This is a genomic window from Pseudarthrobacter sp. WHRI 8279 (genome assembly GCF_040224115.2).
GTDB lineage: Bacteria > Actinomycetota > Actinomycetes > Actinomycetales > Micrococcaceae > Arthrobacter.
The window spans coordinates 900099-916601 of sequence record NZ_CP168162.1; the positions used below are offsets into that span (position 1 = coordinate 900099).

Sequence of the window (16503 nt, forward strand, 5' to 3'; positions counted from 1 at the left end):
CGCAGCCACCTGCGGTCACGCGGGGGAGGGCCGGGCACCCCCGCAAACACGCACACACAGGCGCCGGCGCAGACGGCCCAACGAGAACAGGCGGAACAGCATAGCCATGCAGGACCTTGGAATCATCAGCCCGGGCCTCGAGGAATTCAGGGAGCTCGCCGGGCACAGCCGCGTCATTCCCGTCCGGCTCAAGGTGCTCGCCGATGCCGAGACGCCCATCGGGTTGTACCGGAAGCTCGCCAACGGCCAGCCCGGCACCTTCCTGATGGAATCGGCGGCTGTAGGCGGGGCATGGTCCCGCTACTCCTTCATCGGCGCGAGGTCCAGGGCCACGCTGACCGCCAAGGACGGCAACGCGCACTGGCTGGGCCAGCCTCCCGCTGGCGTTCCGGTGGACGGCAGCCCGGTGGATGCCATCCGCGACACCATTGAGGCCCTCCGCACCGACAGGTTCGACGGACTGCCGCCCTTTACCTCAGGCCTGGTGGGATTCCTGGGCTGGGAAACGGTCCGGCACTGGGAGCGCCTGGTCAGCCCGCCCGAGGACGACCTGCAGCTCCCGGAGATGGCGTTGAACCTGGTGACGGACATGGCGGTCCACGACAATGTGGACGGCACGGTGCTGCTCATCGCAAACGCCATCAACTTCGACGACAGTTCGGAGCGCGTGGATGAGGCCTGGCACGACGCCGTGGCCAGGGTCAAGGCGCTGCTTGCCAAGGTGAGCACCCCCGTGGCCCAGCCCGTCTCGGTCCTGGCTCCGGCGGCACTGGACTTCGCCTCCAGCGTCCAGGAACGCTGGGACGAAGCGGAGTACCTGGCTGCCCTGGACCGCGGCAAGGAGGCCATCGTTGACGGCGAGGTGTTCCAGGTGGTCATCTCCCGCCGCTTTGAGATGGAGTGCCCGGCATCGGCCTTGGACGTCTACAGGGTACTGCGGAACACCAACCCGAGCCCCTACATGTACATCTTCAGCCTCGAGGATGCCGAAGGCCGTGAGTACTCCATCGTGGGATCCTCGCCCGAGGCCCTGGTGACGGTGACCGGCGAGGAAGTCATCACCCACCCCATCGCCGGATCGCGCCCGCGGGGCAGGACGGTGGAAGCGGACAAGGCACTTGCCGAGGAGCTCCTGGCGGACCAGAAGGAACGTGCCGAGCACCTGATGCTCGTGGACCTTTCCCGCAATGACCTCTCCAAGGTCTGCGTTGCGGGGACCGTGGACGTCACCCAGTTCATGGAAGTGGAGCGCTTCAGCCACATCATGCACCTGGTGTCCACCGTGGTGGGCAAGCTCTCACCACAGGCCAAGGCATACGACGTCCTCAAGGCAACGTTCCCGGCCGGCACCCTCTCCGGCGCCCCCAAACCCCGCGCGCTGCGCCTCCTGGACGAACTCGAACCCCACCGCCGCGGCATCTACGGCGGAGTGGTGGGATACCTCGATTTCGCGGGCGACATGGACATGGCAATCGCCATCCGCTCCGCACTGATCCGCGACGGACGCGCCTACGTCCAGGCCGGTGGCGGCATCGTGGCTGATTCGGTCAACGACACCGAGGCGTTGGAAACCGTCAACAAGGCCGCAGCGCCCCTCCGCGCCGTCCATACCGCGGGCACGCTGCAGAACATCTCGGCAGACTCGCTGCCCGGCAGGTCGGACTCCTGATGCCCGGTCCGGGACCCGGAACAGGGCAGGAACCCGCAACAGGACAGGCAGGCGGAGCAGGACAGGCAGGCGCTGGAGAGGCGCCGGCCGCGGTCAAGGGCCCGGCGGCGCCGGCCTGGGCACGCCGGTCCACGCTGGTGCTGCTCATTGCCGTCCTGGCGCTGGCGGTGTTCGGCGCCACCACACAGACCTGGATCAGCGTCAACCTCGATCCCAACCAGCTTGGCCAGGGCGGCGCCGCGGAGGAGCCTCTCCCGGTGCAGGGCAGCAAGGCGGCCACCGCCGTCACAGCCCTGGCGCTGGTGGCACTCGCCGGCGGACTGGCAGCCGCGATCGCGGGCAGGGTTGCCCGGTGGATCATCACCGCCATCATCGTCCTGGCATCCGCTGGAATTGTTGCTGCGGCTGCAACCGTCCTCACCAACCCGCTGGCAGCGGCCCAGGGTTCCATTGCGGAAGCCACCGGCGTCACCGGAAGCCAGGCCCAGGTCGCTGTCACGGCGTTCCCGGCCCTTGCCGTCGTTGCCGGCTGCCTGCTGGCACTGGCAGCCCTGCTGATCGTCCCCGCGGGACGATACTGGAAAGCCCGGACCAAATATGACGCACCGGCGCCCGGCAGTCCCGCGGCTGCAGGCCCGGTGGACGAGATCGACAGCTGGGACCGGCTCTCCCGCGGCGACGATCCCACCTGACCCGGCCTCAGCCAGCCGCGGGCACCGGCAGCGCGCCGCCCGATAACCGGTTGCGGGCCAAAAAATGGCAGAATGTAAGCAGTATTCACCCTGAGGAGATTTCCATGAGCAAAGCACCTGCGTCCGTTTCCAAGTCCGGCACCCGCACGGTAGCCCCGGGCGTCATCGACCACAGCCAGGAACTTGGCCACGGCAACAGCCCCGCAGCCTGGACCTGCGTCATCGTGATGCTGGTGGGCGCCCTGATCATGTCAATCGCATTCGTCATTGCCAACACCCCCATATTCATCGCCGGCGGCGGCGTCATGGTGCTGGGCCTGATCCTGGGCTACGTCATGCGCAAGGCGGGCTACGGCGTTGAGGGCAGCAAGCTGAAGAACTCCGGCCACTGATGTCCACTGTTCTCGATGACATCAACGCCGGTGTCAGGGAGGATATGGAGGCCCGGAAACGGCTTGTTTCGCTGGCTGAACTGAAGGACCTGGCCCAGGCCGCGGCACCTGCCCGCGATGCCTGGGCAGCGCTCGGCGGCCCTTCACCGTCCCGGGCGGAGCTCAAAGTCATTGCGGAAATCAAGCGCCGCAGCCCCTCCAAGGGAGACCTTGCCGCTATCGGCGACCCCGCCTCCCTCGCCAGGCAGTATGCCGACGGCGGTGCCTCCGTCATCAGCGTCCTCACCGAACAGCGCCGCTTCAGCGGGTCCCTCGCGGACCTCGACGCCGTGCGGGCCGCCGTCGACGTTCCGCTCCTGCGGAAGGACTTCACGCTTGACGAGTACCAGATCTGGGAAGCCCGTGCCCACGGCGCGGACCTGATCCTCCTCATCGTTGCCGCGCTCTCCGATGCCCAGCTCGCCGAGTTCAGCACCCTCAGCCGGGAACTTGGCATGAACGTGCTGGTGGAGACGCACACTGAAGAGGAAATAGAGCGGGCGGTTGCTGCGCAGGCGCGCATCATCGGCGTCAACGTGCGGAACCTGAAGACGCTCGACGTCGACCGTTCAGTCTTTGCCTCGCTGGCCGGGCAGATTCCGGCCGGGGCAGTGGTGGTCGCCGAGTCGGGCGTACGCGACGCCGACGACGTCACGCACTACGCCGCCAGCGGCGCCAACGCCGTACTGGTCGGCGAGGCCCTGGTCAGCCACTCGACGCCGCGCGAGCGGATCGCCGAATTCAAGGCGGCCGGCGCCGCCGCCATTGCCGCCCGCGGCTGACGCCCACACCGGCGCAGGAGCGGAAGGCGGGGTTTGCCCCGCCCGGCGGTCCTGGCCGGCCAGCCCGCGGAACCACACTTTGAGAAACATCCAACTGGAACAGGACGGGACCGATGGCTGAAGCACCCTCCGGCAACGCCGACAACGATACTGACAACAATGCCGCCGAAGCATTCCTGCAGGGCGGCTCCCTCAAGCACGCCCCGGGGCCTTACTTCGGCAGCTACGGCGGACGCTGGATGCCGGAATCCCTCATCGCCGCGTTGGACGAGCTTGAGGACACCTTCAACAAGGCCAAGGACGATCCCGAATTCCGGGCACAAATCGCGGACCTGAACAAGAACTATTCCGGCCGGCCGTCCCTGCTGACCGAAGCCAAGCGCTTCTCCCAGCACGCCGGGGGCGTCCGCATCTTCCTCAAGCGCGAGGACCTCAACCACACCGGATCGCACAAGATCAACAACGTCCTCGGCCAGGCGCTGCTCGCCAAGCGGATGGGCAAGACCCGCGTCATCGCCGAGACGGGCGCTGGCCAGCACGGCGTGGCAAGCGCCACCGCCGCTGCCCTCATGGGGCTCGAGTGCGTCGTCTACATGGGTGCCGAGGACTGCCGCCGCCAAGCACTGAACGTTGCCCGCATGGAACTCCTTGGCGCCACCGTCATTCCCGTGACCAGCGGATCGCAGACCCTCAAGGACGCCATCAACGACGCCCTGCGCGACTGGGTGGCCAACGTGGACAACACCCACTACCTGCTTGGCACCGCGGCAGGCGCCCACCCCTTCCCGGCCATGGTGCGCTACTTCCACGAGGTCATCGGCGAGGAAGCCCGCGCCCAGATCCTGGAGCAGGAAGGCCGGCTCCCGGACGCCGTCTGTGCCTGCATCGGCGGCGGCTCGAATGCCATCGGCATCTTCCACGGCTTCCTTGACGATCCGTCCGTGAAGATCTACGGCTTCGAAGCCGGCGGCGATGGCGTGGACACGGGACGGCACGCAGCCACCATCACGCTGGGCAAGCCCGGTGTCCTCCACGGCGCCCGTTCCTACCTCATGCAGGACGACGACGGCCAGACGATCGAGTCCCACTCGATCTCCGCCGGCCTGGACTACCCCGGCGTGGGCCCCGAGCACTCCTACCTGGCGGACATCGGACGGGTCAGCTACGAGCCCATCACGGACAGCGAGGCCATGGAGTCCTTCCGGCTGCTGTGCCGCACGGAAGGCATCATTCCCGCGATTGAGTCCTCCCATGCCCTGGCCGGAGCCATCAAGGTGGGCCAGCGCCTTGCAGCCGAAGCCGCTGCAAGCGGCGGTACGGCACAGGACAAGATCGTGATTGTGAACCTTTCGGGCCGCGGTGACAAGGATGTGGCCACCGCAGCCGAATGGTTCGACCTGTTGGACAAGGATTCCGCCGAGTCGGAAATCGGCAAAGAGGGGGAGCAGCTGTGACCACGGCACAGGCAACCAGCAAGTCAGCGGCGGCCATCGACAAGGCCCGTGCCGAGGGCCGCGCCGCCCTCATCGGATACCTTCCCGCCGGCTACCCCAGCGTGGAGCAGACCATTGCCGCCGGCATCGCGCTGGCGGAAAACGGTGCCGACCTCATCGAGATCGGGATCCCCTACTCCGACCCCGTGATGGACGGCCAGGTCATCCAGGCCGCCACTACCGAGGCGCTGGCCAAGGGTTTCACCGTCAGCCAGGTTTTCGACGTCGTCCAGGGCATCACCAGCCGGACCGACGCCGCCGTATTGGTGATGACCTACTGGAACCCCGTGGTCCGGATGGGCGTGGACGAGTTTTCCCGCCGCCTGGCCGAGGCCGGGGGAGCAGGGCTGATCACCCCGGACCTCATCCCGGATGAGGCGGCCGAGTGGATGGCCGCCTCCGACAAGTACGGCCTGGACCGCGTGTTCCTTGTGGCGCCGTCCTCCACGCCCGAGCGCATGCAGCGGACGGTGGACGCCAGCCGCGGCTTCGTCTACGCCGTATCCATCATGGGCGTCACCGGCGCACGGACTTCCGTGAGCACCGCGGCGAAGGACGTAGTGGCGGCAGCACACGCCGCCGGCGCTGAGCGCGTCTGCGTGGGCCTTGGCGTCTCCAACGCCGGCCAGGTCCGCGAGATCGCCGCCTACGCCGAAGGCGTCATCGTAGGCACAGCCCTCGTGGCCGCAATCCGCGACGGCGGCGTCGACGCAGTTGCCGCCCTCACCAAGGACCTCAGCACCGGACTGACAGCGGAAGAAGCCTAGTCAATGCAGATCCTCCTTCAGGCAGCCGCACTGGTGCCGGCCAGCATTCCGAGCCCGGACTGGTCCGGTTTCGACATTCCCCTGCCCTGGGGAACGCTGCGCATCCACGCCTATGCCCTCTGTATCCTGGCGGGCATCGTGGTGGGCCTCTGGCTGACCTCCGTCCGCTGGGCCAAACGCGGCGCGCCTGAAGGCAGCGTCTGGGACATCGTGGTCTGGGCCATTCCCTTCGGCATCATCGGAGGCCGCCTCTACCACGTGGTGTCCTCGCCGGACGCCTACTTCGGCCCCGGTTTCGACGGCACCGGCGACCTTTCCCTCATTCCGCAGATCCAGCGGGGCGGGCTGGGCATTTGGGGCGCAGTAGTGCTGGGCGCCGTGGGCGCCTGGATCGGCTGCCGCCGCAGCGGCGTCAAGCTGAGCGCTTTCCTGGACGCCGCCGCGCCCGGACTGCTGCTGGCCCAGGCAGTGGGCCGCTGGGGCAACTACTTCAACCAGGAACTCTTCGGCGGGCCCACCACCCTGCCGTGGGGCCTGCAGATTGATGCCGACAATCCCAACTTTCCGGCCGGAACGCCGGCGGACACCCTGTTCCACCCCACGTTCCTGTACGAATCGCTGTGGAACCTCGCCGGCGTCGTCCTCCTGCTCGCACTGGACCGGAAGTTCAACTTCCGCCGCAGCAGGCTCTTCTGGCTGTACGCCATGTACTACACGCTGGGCCGGGTCTGGATCGAGGCGATGCGGATCGATGACGCCGAGCAGATCGAACTGTTTGGCATCACCACCCGCCTGAACGTCTGGACCAGCATCTTCGTGTTCCTGGCGGCGCTGGTGGCCTTCATCCTGCTCGGCATGAAGAAGCGCACCGAGAGGGACAGCGTGTATCTGCCGGGCCGGGAACCGGAGAAGCTGGCCGCCCCGGCTGAGGCAGCCGCCGCCGGCGATGACGTCCGTGATCCGGACCCTGTTGTCTCAGATAGTGAATCGCGTGATAATCTCCCTGATAACCAAAACGGTTCCCGGCGTGCTTCCGTGCCAACGGAAGAGGCCGCGGCTGCGCCGGCGGGCTCCACGCCCGGACCGGACGCAACGGCTTCCGGAAAGTCCGGCAGCACTGCCACAGGAACCGCGCCGGAAGCCGGCGCTACCAAGTAGCGCGCGGGCCAGGCAGGGCAGCAGAGCCACCGCTCGAAGCGCCCAATCACCACAGCGTCGTGGCAGCGGGGCCACCCTGGACAGCATAGAGCTGCTGTCCGGTGTTGCCCGGGGCAGGGGCCTGCGTAACTGTTAGTTCAGCAGGCCACGCTGACCTACAATTTCCAGTAAATAACACTTTGTTGTGCCCATGAGAGCGGCGCCCGACGAGTGGGGCCAACGGTGTCCCTTCCATACGCACGATCAGGAGGAAGGACGTCTCCCATGACCCAAACTCTTCACACTCCCAGCTGGTCAGAACCGGACCAGCCTGAGGCTGCCATGTCGCCGTTCAAGCGCTTCGCGGCGCTGCCGGAGGCTGCCGGGCTCTACAACCCGGAGCAGGAGAAGGACGCCTGCGGTCTTGCGATTATCGCCACCCTCCGCGGCGAGCCCGGCTACGACATCGTGGACGCCGCCCTCACCGCCCTTCGCAACCTCGAGCACCGCGGTGCCGTGGGCGCGGACGAGGGCACCGGTGACGGCGCGGGCCTCCTCATGCAGATCCCGGACGAGTTCTTCCGCGCGGTCACGGAGTTCGAACTTCCCGCCCCCGGCCAGTACGTGGCCGGCACGGCTTTCCTTCCCGCCGAACAGCGCGAGGCCGACGCCGCGAAGGCCGGCATCGAGGGCCTTGCAGCAGACGAGGGCCTGAAGGTCCTCGGCTGGCGCGAAGTCCCCATCGTCGCTGACCTGGTGGGCGCCATGGCACGCGCCTGCATGCCGTACTTCGCCCAGCCCTTCCTGGCATCGGCCACTGGCGAGGAACTGGAACGCAACGAACTGGACTCCCGTGCATGGCGGATCCGCAAGCGCGCCCAGAATAAGTTTGGCGTCTATTTCCCCTCGCTGTCTTCGCGCACCATCGTCTACAAGGGCATGCTCACCACGGCCCAGCTGGAGCCGTTCTACCCGGACCTTTCGGACAAGCGCTTCAAGACCAAGCTGGCGATTGTCCACTCGCGCTTCTCCACCAACACCTTCCCGTCCTGGCCGCTGGCCCAGCCGTTCCGCACCATCGCCCACAACGGTGAAATCAACACCGTCAAGGGCAACCGGAACTGGATGCGCGCCCGCCAGTCGCAGCTGGCCAACCCGCTGCTGGGCGACACCCCGGAAGAGCTGTACCCCATCTGCACCCCGGGCGCCTCGGACTCCGCGTCCTTCGACGAGGTGGCCGAGCTGCTGTGGCTGTCCGGCCGCCCCATCACGCACTCGATCATGATGATGATCCCTGAGGCCTGGGAAAACCACGCCACCATGGATCCGGCCCGGCGCGCGTTCTACGAGTACCACTCCCTGCTGATGGAACCCTGGGACGGCCCCGCCGCTGTCTCCTTCACCGACGGCAGCCTGGTGGGCGCCACGCTGGACCGCAACGGCCTGCGCCCCGGCCGTTACTGGATCACCGAGGACGGCCTGATCGTCTTCGCCTCCGAGGTGGGTGTCATCGACGTCGAAGCCTCCAAGGTGGTCAAGAAGGGCCGCGTCTCCCCGGGCAAGATGTTCCTGGTGGACACCGAGGCCGGCCGCGTCATCGACGATGAAGAGGTCAAGGCCGAGGTCGCAGCCGCCAACCCGTGGGCGGAGTGGGTCAAGGACAACCTGATCGACCTCAATGAACTCCCCGAGCGCGAGCACGTGGTGCACACGGCCGCGTCCGTGAACATCCGCCAGCGCACCTTCGGCTACACCACCGAGGAACTGAAGATCCTCCTCGGCCCCATGGCCCGCACCGGCGCCGAACCGCTGGGCGCCATGGGCTCGGACACCCCGGTGGCCGTGCTGTCCAAGCGCCCCCGCCTGCTCTTCGACTACTTCGTGCAGTCCTTCGCGCAGGTGACCAACCCGCCGCTGGACGCCATCCGCGAAGAACTCGTGACGTCGCTGACGTGTGCCATCGGCCCCAACGGCAACCTCCTGGACACCAAGCAGGTCCGCCAGCCCCAGGTCCAGCTGCCGTTCCCGGTGATCAACAACGACCAGCTCGCCAAGATCGCGAACATCGAGGATGCCGACGGCACCCGCGTTGCCATGAAGGTCCGAGGGCTTTACCGCCCGGAGGGCGGCGAGAACGCGCTCCGTGCACGGCTCACCGAGATCTGCGAGCAGGTGTCCGGTGCCATCAACCGCGGCGTCCAGTACGTGGTGCTCTCCGACCGTGACTCCAACGCCCAGTGGGCGCCCATCCCGTCGCTGCTGCTGGTCAGCGCCGTGCACCACCACCTGCTGCGCAGCGCCAACCGCACCAAGACCGCCCTGGTGGTCGAAGCCGGCGACGTCCGCGAGACACACCACGTGGCTGTACTGATCGGCTACGGCGCCTCTGCCGTCAACCCGTACCTGGCCATGGAGTCCGTGGAGCAGCTCATTGCTGCCGGGGACGTCACCGGGGTCACCCCGCAGGACGGCGTGTACAACCTGATCAAGGGCCTCGGCAAGGGCGTCCTGAAGATCATGTCCAAGATGGGCATCTCCACCGTGGCGTCCTACACGGGCGCCCAGACGTTCGAGGCGCTCGGCCTGGGCCAGGAGCTGGTGGACGAATTCTTCGCCGGCACCCACTCGCAGCTTGGCGGCGTTGGCCTGGACGTAATCGCCGCGGAAGTTTCCGCGCGCCACCAGATGGCCTATCCCGAGGGCGGCATCGAGCAGCCCCACCGCCCCCTGCTGGGCGGCGGCGAGTACCAGTGGCGCCGCGACGGCGAGCCGCACCTGTTCAACCCGGAGACCGTCTTCCGGCTGCAGCACGCAACCCGTGAGCGCCGCTATGACATCTTCAAGGCGTACACCAGGGGAGTGGACGACCAGTCCGAGAACCTGATGACCCTCCGCGGCCTCCTCAAGTTCAAGAACGAGCGCCCGCCCGTTCCGCTCGAGGAAGTGGAGCCCGTCTCCAGCATCGTCAAGCGGTTCTCCACGGGTGCCATGAGCTATGGCTCCATCTCGCAGGAGGCCCACGAGACGCTGGCCATCGCCATGAACCAGCTCGGTGGCAAGTCGAACACCGGCGAAGGCGGCGAGGACGTTGACCGCCTGCTCGACCCGAAGCGCCGCTCTGCCGTCAAGCAGATCGCCTCCGGCCGTTTCGGTGTGACCAGCCTCTACCTGACCAACGCCGACGACATCCAGATCAAGATGGCCCAGGGCGCCAAGCCCGGCGAAGGCGGCCAGCTGATGGCTCAGAAGGTCTACCCGTGGGTGGCCCGTACCCGCCACTCGACCCCCGGCGTCGGACTCATCTCCCCGCCCCCGCACCACGACATTTACTCCATCGAGGACCTTGCGCAGCTGATTTACGATGCCAAGCGCGCCAACCCCTCGGCACGGGTGCACGTCAAGCTCGTCTCGGAGGTGGGCATCGGCACCGTTGCCGCCGGTGTGACCAAGGCGAAGGCCGACGTCGTACTGGTCTCCGGCCATGACGGCGGAACCGGCGCCTCGCCGCTGAACTCGCTCAAGCACGCAGGTGTTCCGTGGGAGCTCGGCCTGGCCGAGACCCAGCAGACCCTGATGCTCAACGGGCTGCGCGACCGCGTGGTGGTGCAGGTGGACGGCCAGCTCAAGACCGGCCGCGACGTGGTGATCGCCGCGCTGCTGGGCGGCGAGGAATTCGGCTTCGCCACCGCACCGCTGGTGGTGGAAGGCTGCATCATGATGCGCGTCTGCCACCTGGACACCTGCCCGGTGGGCGTGGCCACGCAGAACCCGGAACTGCGCGCACGCTTCACCGGCAAGCCCGAGTTCGTGGTCAACTTCTTCGAATTCCTTGCCGAGGAAGTCCGCGAGATCCTGGCCGAGCTGGGCTTCCGCAGCCTGGAAGAGGCAATCGGCCACGCCGAGGTCCTCGACGCCCGGGACGCCGTCAACCACTGGAAGGCCGACGGCCTGGACCTGGACCCGATCCTGCACGGGCTGGAATTCGACGACGACGCACCGCTGCGGAACATGACCGGCCAGAACCACGAGCTGGACAAGCACTTCGACCAGCGCCTGATCACCATGGCCACCGAGGCGCTGACGGACCGCAGCCCGGTCAGGATCGCCGTGGACGTCATCAACACGGACCGCTCGGTGGGCACCATGCTGGGCCACGTCGTCACCAAGACGTTCGGCACCGACGTCCTGGCCACGGACACGATCGACATCACCCTCAGCGGCACAGCCGGCCAGTCACTGGGCGCCTTCCTGCCCGCAGGCATCACCCTGCGGCTGTTCGGCGACTCCAATGACTACGTGGGCAAGGGCCTCTCCGGCGGCCGCATCATCGTCCGCCCGGACCGCACGAACGTCTTCAAGGCGGAGACCAACGTGATTGCGGGCAACGTGATCGGTTACGGTGCCACCAGCGGCGAGATGTTCCTGCGCGGCCAGGTGGGCGAACGGTTCCTGGTCCGCAACTCAGGCGCCACCGCCGTCGTCGAAGGCATCGGCGACCACGGCTGCGAGTACATGACCGGCGGCCAGACGCTGATCATCGGCCGGACCGGACGCAACTTCGGCGCCGGCATGTCCGGCGGCACCGCCTACGTCCTGGACCTGGACCCAGCCCGGGTCAACAAGGACGCCCTGCAGTCCGGCGAACTCCAGCTCCGCGAGCTGGACGCCGAGGACCGCGACATCGTGCACGGCCTGCTGGTCAAGCACGTTGAAGAAACTGATTCCCAGCTGGCGGCGCGCCTCCTCGAGAACTTCGATGACACCGCCGCCCGCATTACCAAGGTGCTGCCGCGCGACTACGCTGCCGTACTGCAGACCCGTCTTGACGCCATCGAAGAGGGCCTGGACCCCGACGGCGAAGAAGTGTGGTCCCGAATCCTGGAGGTAACCGGTGGCTGATCCACGCGGATTTTTGAAAGTACGCCAGCGTGAAACCCAGCCGCGCCGTCCCGTTCCCGTCCGCATCATGGACTGGAAGGAAGTGTACGAGGCGCAGGAGAAGGGCACCCTGAAGGCCCAGGCCGGCCGCTGCATGGACTGCGGCGTGCCGTTCTGCCACCAGGGCTGCCCGCTGGGCAACCTCATTCCTGAATGGAATGACCTCACGTGGCGGGACAAGGGCGAGGAAGCAATCGAGCGCCTGCACGCCACGAACAACTTCCCGGAGTTCACCGGCCGGCTCTGCCCGGCGCCGTGTGAAGCCTCTTGTGTCCTGGGCATCAACCAGCCCGCGGTCACCATCAAGCAGGTGGAAGTCTCCATCATTGACGAGGCCTGGGACAACGGCTGGGTGGAGCCGCTGCCGCCCGCACGCCTGACCGGCAAGACGGTCGCCGTGGTGGGTTCCGGTCCCGCCGGCCTGGCCGTGGCGCAGCAGCTGACCCGGGTGGGCCACACCGTGGCTGTGTACGAGCGGGACGACAAGATCGGCGGCCTGCTCCGCTACGGCATCCCCGACTTCAAGATGGAAAAGGAGCAGGTGGACCGCCGCGTCGAGCAGATGAAGGCGGAAGGCACCCGCTTCCGGACTGGCGTTGCAGTCGGCACGGACGTGACCTGGGAGCAGCTGCGGCGGCGTTACGACGCTGTTGTTGTCTGCACAGGCGCCACCGTCCCGCGCGACCTGCCCATTCCGGGCCGCGACCTTGAAGGCGTGCACTTCGCCATGGACTACCTGGTTCCGGCCAACCGCGCCGTGGCGGGGGAGGCTGTCGAAAACCAGATCCACGCCCAGGGCAAGCATGTGGTAATCCTCGGCGGCGGCGACACCGGCGCGGACTGCCTCGGCACCGCACACCGGCATGGAGCCGCTTCGGTGACGACGCTCGCGATCGGCAAGCAGCCGCCGTCGGAACGCGCCGGCCACCAGCCGTGGCCGACGTTCCCAACCCTCTTTGAGGTTGCCAGCGCCCACGAGGAAGGCGGAGAGCGCACGTACCTCGCCTCCACCGTTGAGTTCGTGGGCGAAAACGGCCAGCTGACCGGCGTCAAAGTTGCCGAGACCGAGTTCGTTGACGGCAAGCGCCTGCCCAAGGCCGGAACGGAACGGATCATTCCCGCGGACCTGGTGTTCCTGTCCCTGGGCTTCACCGGAGCCGAGCCTGCCGGCATCACCGACCAGGTGAAGGCGGAGTTCGACGGCCGCGGCAACGTGTCCCGCGACGGCTACTACATGACCAACACCGAGGGCGTCTTCGTGGCCGGTGACGCCGGCCGCGGCCAGTCCCTGATCGTGTGGGCCATTGCCGAAGGGCGCGCCGCTGCGGCAGCCGTGGACAAGTACCTGATGGGCAGCACCATCCTGCCCGCTCCCGTGGCCCCGACGGACCGCGCCATCGCCGTCCTCTAGCGATGCAACGGAGGGTTCACCTCCGCGACAACTTAACCAATGCAAGAGACCAATAGGGTAGGTATATGAGACGCGCAAAAATTGTGGCCACGTTCGGCCCGGCCATCGCCAGCTACGAAAACACTCTCGCGGTGCTGGAAGCCGGTGTTGACGTTGCCCGCATGAACATGAGCCACGGCGACTACTCCGTGCACGACAACACCTACGAGAACGTCCGCAAGGCCGCCGCGGACCTGGGCAAGGCCGTGGCCATCATGGCTGACCTGCAGGGTCCCAAAATCCGCCTGGGCCGCTTTGTTGACGGCCCGCACGAACTCGCCGTTGGCGACACGTTCACCATCACCACCGAAGACGTTCCCGGCACCAAGGACATCTGCTCCACCACGCTGAAGAGCCTCACCGATGACGTCAACGTGGGCGACGCCCTGCTGATCGACGACGGCAAGGTGGCTCTGCGTGCCACGGCTGTTGACGACGTCAAGGTGGTCGCCGAGGTGACCGTGGGCGGCATGGTGTCCAACAACAAGGGCATCAACCTTCCCGGCGTAGCCGTCAACGTGCCCGCCCTGAGCGAAAAGGATGAGGACGACCTCCGCTGGGCCATGCGCCGCGGGGTTGACTTGGTGGCCCTGTCCTTCGTCCGGGATGCTTCGGACATCGTCCGCGTGCACGAGATCATGGACGAGGAAGGCCGCCGCGTTCCGGTCATCGCCAAGATCGAGAAGCCCCAGGCCGTGGAGCAGCTGTCCGAGATCATCGACGCGTTTGACGCCATCATGGTGGCCCGTGGCGACCTCGGCGTGGAGCTTCCGCTGGAGGAAGTGCCGATCGTCCAGAAGCGCGCCATTGAACTGGCCCGCCGCTGGGCCAAGCCGGTCATCGTGGCTACCCAGGTCCTGGAATCCATGATCGACAACCCGCGACCCACCCGTGCAGAGGCCTCCGACTGCGCCAACGCCGTCCTCGATGGTGCTGACGCCGTCATGCTTTCCGGCGAGACCAGCGTGGGCAAGTACCCCATCGAGACCGTCAAGGTCATGGCCCGGATCATCGAGTCCACCGAGGTCCACGGCCTCGAGCGCGTTCCCCCGCTCGGGACCAAGCCCAAGACCCGTGGCGGCGCCATCACCCGTGCCGCCGTCGAAATCGCCGACCAGCTGGACGCAAAGTACATCTGTGCTTTCACCCAGTCCGGTGACTCCGCACGCCGTCTTTCCCGCCTGCGGCCCATCAAGCCGGTCTTCGCTTTCACTCCGGTGGAGCAGGTCTGGAACCAGCTGGCGCTGACCTGGGGCATCCAGCCGGTCCTGGTCCAGATGGTGGACCACACCGATGAGATGACCGCACAGGTTGACCGCAGCCTCATGGAGATGAACCTCGTGGAAGACGGTGACCTGGTGGTTATTGCCGCCGGTTCCCCTCCCGGAAAGGCCGGCTCCACCAACTCGCTGAAGGTGCACAAGGTGGGCGACCTCGCCGACTCCACCCGCGTTGGCGAAGCGACCAGCAACAAGGAAAAGCTCGGCCCCTGGCCGGAAAAGAAGAAGAAGGCCTAGGCTTTCGGATTACCCAAAAGGACCCCTGCCGGCTGGCAGGGGTCCTTTTCGTTGTGGTCTGCTGGTTGGGCCTGCCGGATTTTTGGCAGACCCAACCAGGCGGAACTAGTTGACCTGGTTGATGATGGTCTCAGCCACTTCACGCATGCTGAGGCGGCGGTCCATGGAGGTCTTCTGGATCCAGCGGAAGGCTTCGGGTTCAGTGAGGCCCATCTTGGTGGTGAGCAGGCTCTTGGCGCGCTCCACGAGCTTGCGGGTGGCGAACTGTTCCTGAAGATCGGAGACTTCGCTTTCGAGAGCCTTGATTTCCTCGTGGCGGGAGAGGGCAATCTCCAGGGCCGGGATGAGGTCTGCGGGGGTGAACGGCTTCACCACGTACGCCATGGCACCGGCGTCGCGGGCGCGCTCCACGAGTTCCTTCTGGCTGAATGCGGTCAGCAGCACCACGGGGGCGATGCGGGCCTTGACGATCTTCTCGGCCGCGGAAATGCCGTCCATAACGGGCATCTTGACGTCCATCAGGACGAGGTCCGGCTTCAGTTCCTCGGCGAGCTGGACGGCCTTCTCGCCGTTGTCCGCCTCGCCCACAACGTCATAGCCTTCGCCGCGCAGGATTTCGATGATGTCGAGGCGGATGAGGGTTTCATCCTCGGCCACAATGACGCGGCGCGCCGGCTGGGATGTGGGCTTTGACTCCGTCTGTTCAGTCACGGGATCTCCTTGGAAAGGTACGGCGGGGACATCACTATCTTAGGTGCGCCCGGTCCTGTACATGATCTGCTTGGTCGGTTGCGGCGTCGGCGGCGCGATTCTGGAATTCAGCCTATCTGGCTGTAGAGTAATTCCGCGTACGTGAAGCGATCGCGTTGCTCACAATCAGCTGTGGGCGTACCGGTTTGCTTTGCGTATTCCGCGCCCGAGTGGCGGAATTGGCAGACGCGCCGCACTCAAAATGCGGTATCGAAAGGTGTGTGGGTTCGAGTCCCACCTCGGGCACAGTGTTTTCGCAGGTCAGAGGCCTGTTAGACGGTTGAGTGTGTACAAAGCACCAAAAGTCTTTGCACGGGCGTAGCGCTTTTCCATGGCCAGCGTCAGTGCGCGCACAAACATGGACGGTTCCAAGTCCTACATGAGTAGCCAGCCTCACTGAAGCAGGGACGCTCGCGCGTCTGCTAGGCGCCGCGGCCAGTCATTCGAGATTGAGCACCGGCACGTCATCGGCCACGTCCCCGTAGATAAGCTGGACTATAGACTGTTGGCGCAGTGGGTGAAGTCGATGATGGCCAAGGGCAAGGCACCGAAGACCACTCACAACGTTCAGGGCCTCATTTCGGCTGCTATGAATACCCGGAGATGCTCGGCTACATTACACGTAACCCCTGCCGCGGCGTACAGCTTCCCGGCATTGAAAAGGCCGAGGACAAGGCTATGTTCCTTACCCATTCGGAGTTCAGCCTCATCATGGAGGGGATGGGGGAGCGCTACAAGGCTTTCACCAGTCGGACAACGCCGACGGGGCGGGAACAAAACCCGGGACGGTCAGGGAAGGGGCCGGCAGCTGAAACCAGCTCTTGGTAGCCATGAACAAGGGGGTCACAGGTCACCTTTGCGTCACAGAATATGCATT

12 protein-coding genes and 1 tRNA gene are annotated in these 16503 nt (G+C 66.3%); 12 read left to right on the forward strand and 1 reads right to left on the reverse strand.

The window, feature by feature from the left end:
- The first annotated feature begins 106 nt into the window (after window positions 1-106).
- The 10 genes from ABRP28_RS04045 to pyk all read left to right on the forward strand — a co-directional run bounded on the left by ABRP28_RS04045 (window position 107) and on the right by pyk (window position 14876).
- On the forward strand, window positions 107-1669 hold the full coding sequence (locus ABRP28_RS04045) for an anthranilate synthase component I (RefSeq protein WP_350002282.1): 1563 nt from the start codon (window positions 107-109) through the stop codon (window positions 1667-1669).
- The gene (locus ABRP28_RS04050) at window positions 1669-2361 is read left to right on the forward strand and encodes a Trp biosynthesis-associated membrane protein (protein ID WP_350002283.1); all 693 of its coding nucleotides are present in this window, start codon (window positions 1669-1671) and stop codon (window positions 2359-2361) included. Before ABRP28_RS04045 ends, ABRP28_RS04050 begins: the two co-directional genes overlap by 1 nt.
- A gap of 104 nt (window positions 2362-2465) precedes the next feature.
- Complete coding sequence (locus ABRP28_RS04055; RefSeq protein WP_066275356.1) at window positions 2466-2753, forward strand: HGxxPAAW family protein; 288 nt, start codon at window positions 2466-2468, stop codon at window positions 2751-2753.
- Window positions 2753-3574 carry an indole-3-glycerol phosphate synthase TrpC gene (gene trpC, locus ABRP28_RS04060; protein WP_350002284.1) on the forward strand — a complete coding sequence of 274 codons (822 nt, stop codon included), beginning with the start codon at window positions 2753-2755 and terminating at the stop codon, window positions 3572-3574. Before ABRP28_RS04055 ends, trpC begins: the two co-directional genes overlap by 1 nt.
- Before the next feature lie 113 nt (window positions 3575-3687).
- Window positions 3688-5028, forward strand: a complete 1341-nt coding sequence (gene trpB / locus ABRP28_RS04065; RefSeq protein WP_350002285.1) for a tryptophan synthase subunit beta — start codon at window positions 3688-3690, stop codon at window positions 5026-5028.
- Window positions 5025-5834 (forward strand): tryptophan synthase subunit alpha, encoded by an 810-nt coding sequence (gene trpA, locus ABRP28_RS04070; RefSeq protein ID WP_350002286.1) that lies wholly within the window; start codon window positions 5025-5027, stop codon window positions 5832-5834. Before trpB ends, trpA begins: the two co-directional genes overlap by 4 nt.
- A gap of 3 nt (window positions 5835-5837) precedes the next feature.
- Entirely contained in the window at window positions 5838-6992 is a 1155-nt protein-coding gene (gene lgt, locus ABRP28_RS04075; protein ID WP_350002287.1) for a prolipoprotein diacylglyceryl transferase, read from the forward strand.
- Window positions 6993-7256: 264 nt separating this feature from the next.
- On the forward strand, window positions 7257-11870 hold the full coding sequence (gene gltB, locus ABRP28_RS04080) for a glutamate synthase large subunit (protein WP_350002288.1): 4614 nt from the start codon (window positions 7257-7259) through the stop codon (window positions 11868-11870).
- The gene (locus ABRP28_RS04085; protein ID WP_231454632.1) at window positions 11863-13320 is read left to right on the forward strand and encodes a glutamate synthase subunit beta; all 1458 of its coding nucleotides are present in this window, start codon (window positions 11863-11865) and stop codon (window positions 13318-13320) included. The genes gltB and ABRP28_RS04085 overlap by 8 nt, the downstream gene beginning before the upstream one ends.
- A gap of 65 nt (window positions 13321-13385) precedes the next feature.
- Window positions 13386-14876, forward strand: coding sequence for a pyruvate kinase (gene pyk, locus ABRP28_RS04090; RefSeq protein ID WP_350002289.1), 1491 nt, complete (start codon window positions 13386-13388; stop codon window positions 14874-14876).
- A gap of 105 nt (window positions 14877-14981) precedes the next feature.
- Here the strand turns inward: pyk and ABRP28_RS04095 are convergent, their stop codons facing one another.
- Window positions 14982-15587, reverse strand: coding sequence for an ANTAR domain-containing response regulator (locus ABRP28_RS04095; RefSeq protein ID WP_009358190.1), 606 nt, complete (start codon window positions 15585-15587; stop codon window positions 14982-14984).
- A gap of 203 nt (window positions 15588-15790) precedes the next feature.
- On the opposite strand from ABRP28_RS04095, the gene ABRP28_RS04100 reads away from it, so the two are divergent.
- A tRNA-Leu gene (locus ABRP28_RS04100) sits at window positions 15791-15872 on the forward strand.
- Between the two features lie 267 nt (window positions 15873-16139).
- A complete protein-coding gene (locus tag ABRP28_RS04105) occupies window positions 16140-16454 on the forward strand; it encodes a hypothetical protein (RefSeq protein WP_350002290.1) in 315 nt (104 codons plus the stop codon).
- The last annotated feature ends 49 nt before the right edge of the window (window positions 16455-16503 follow it).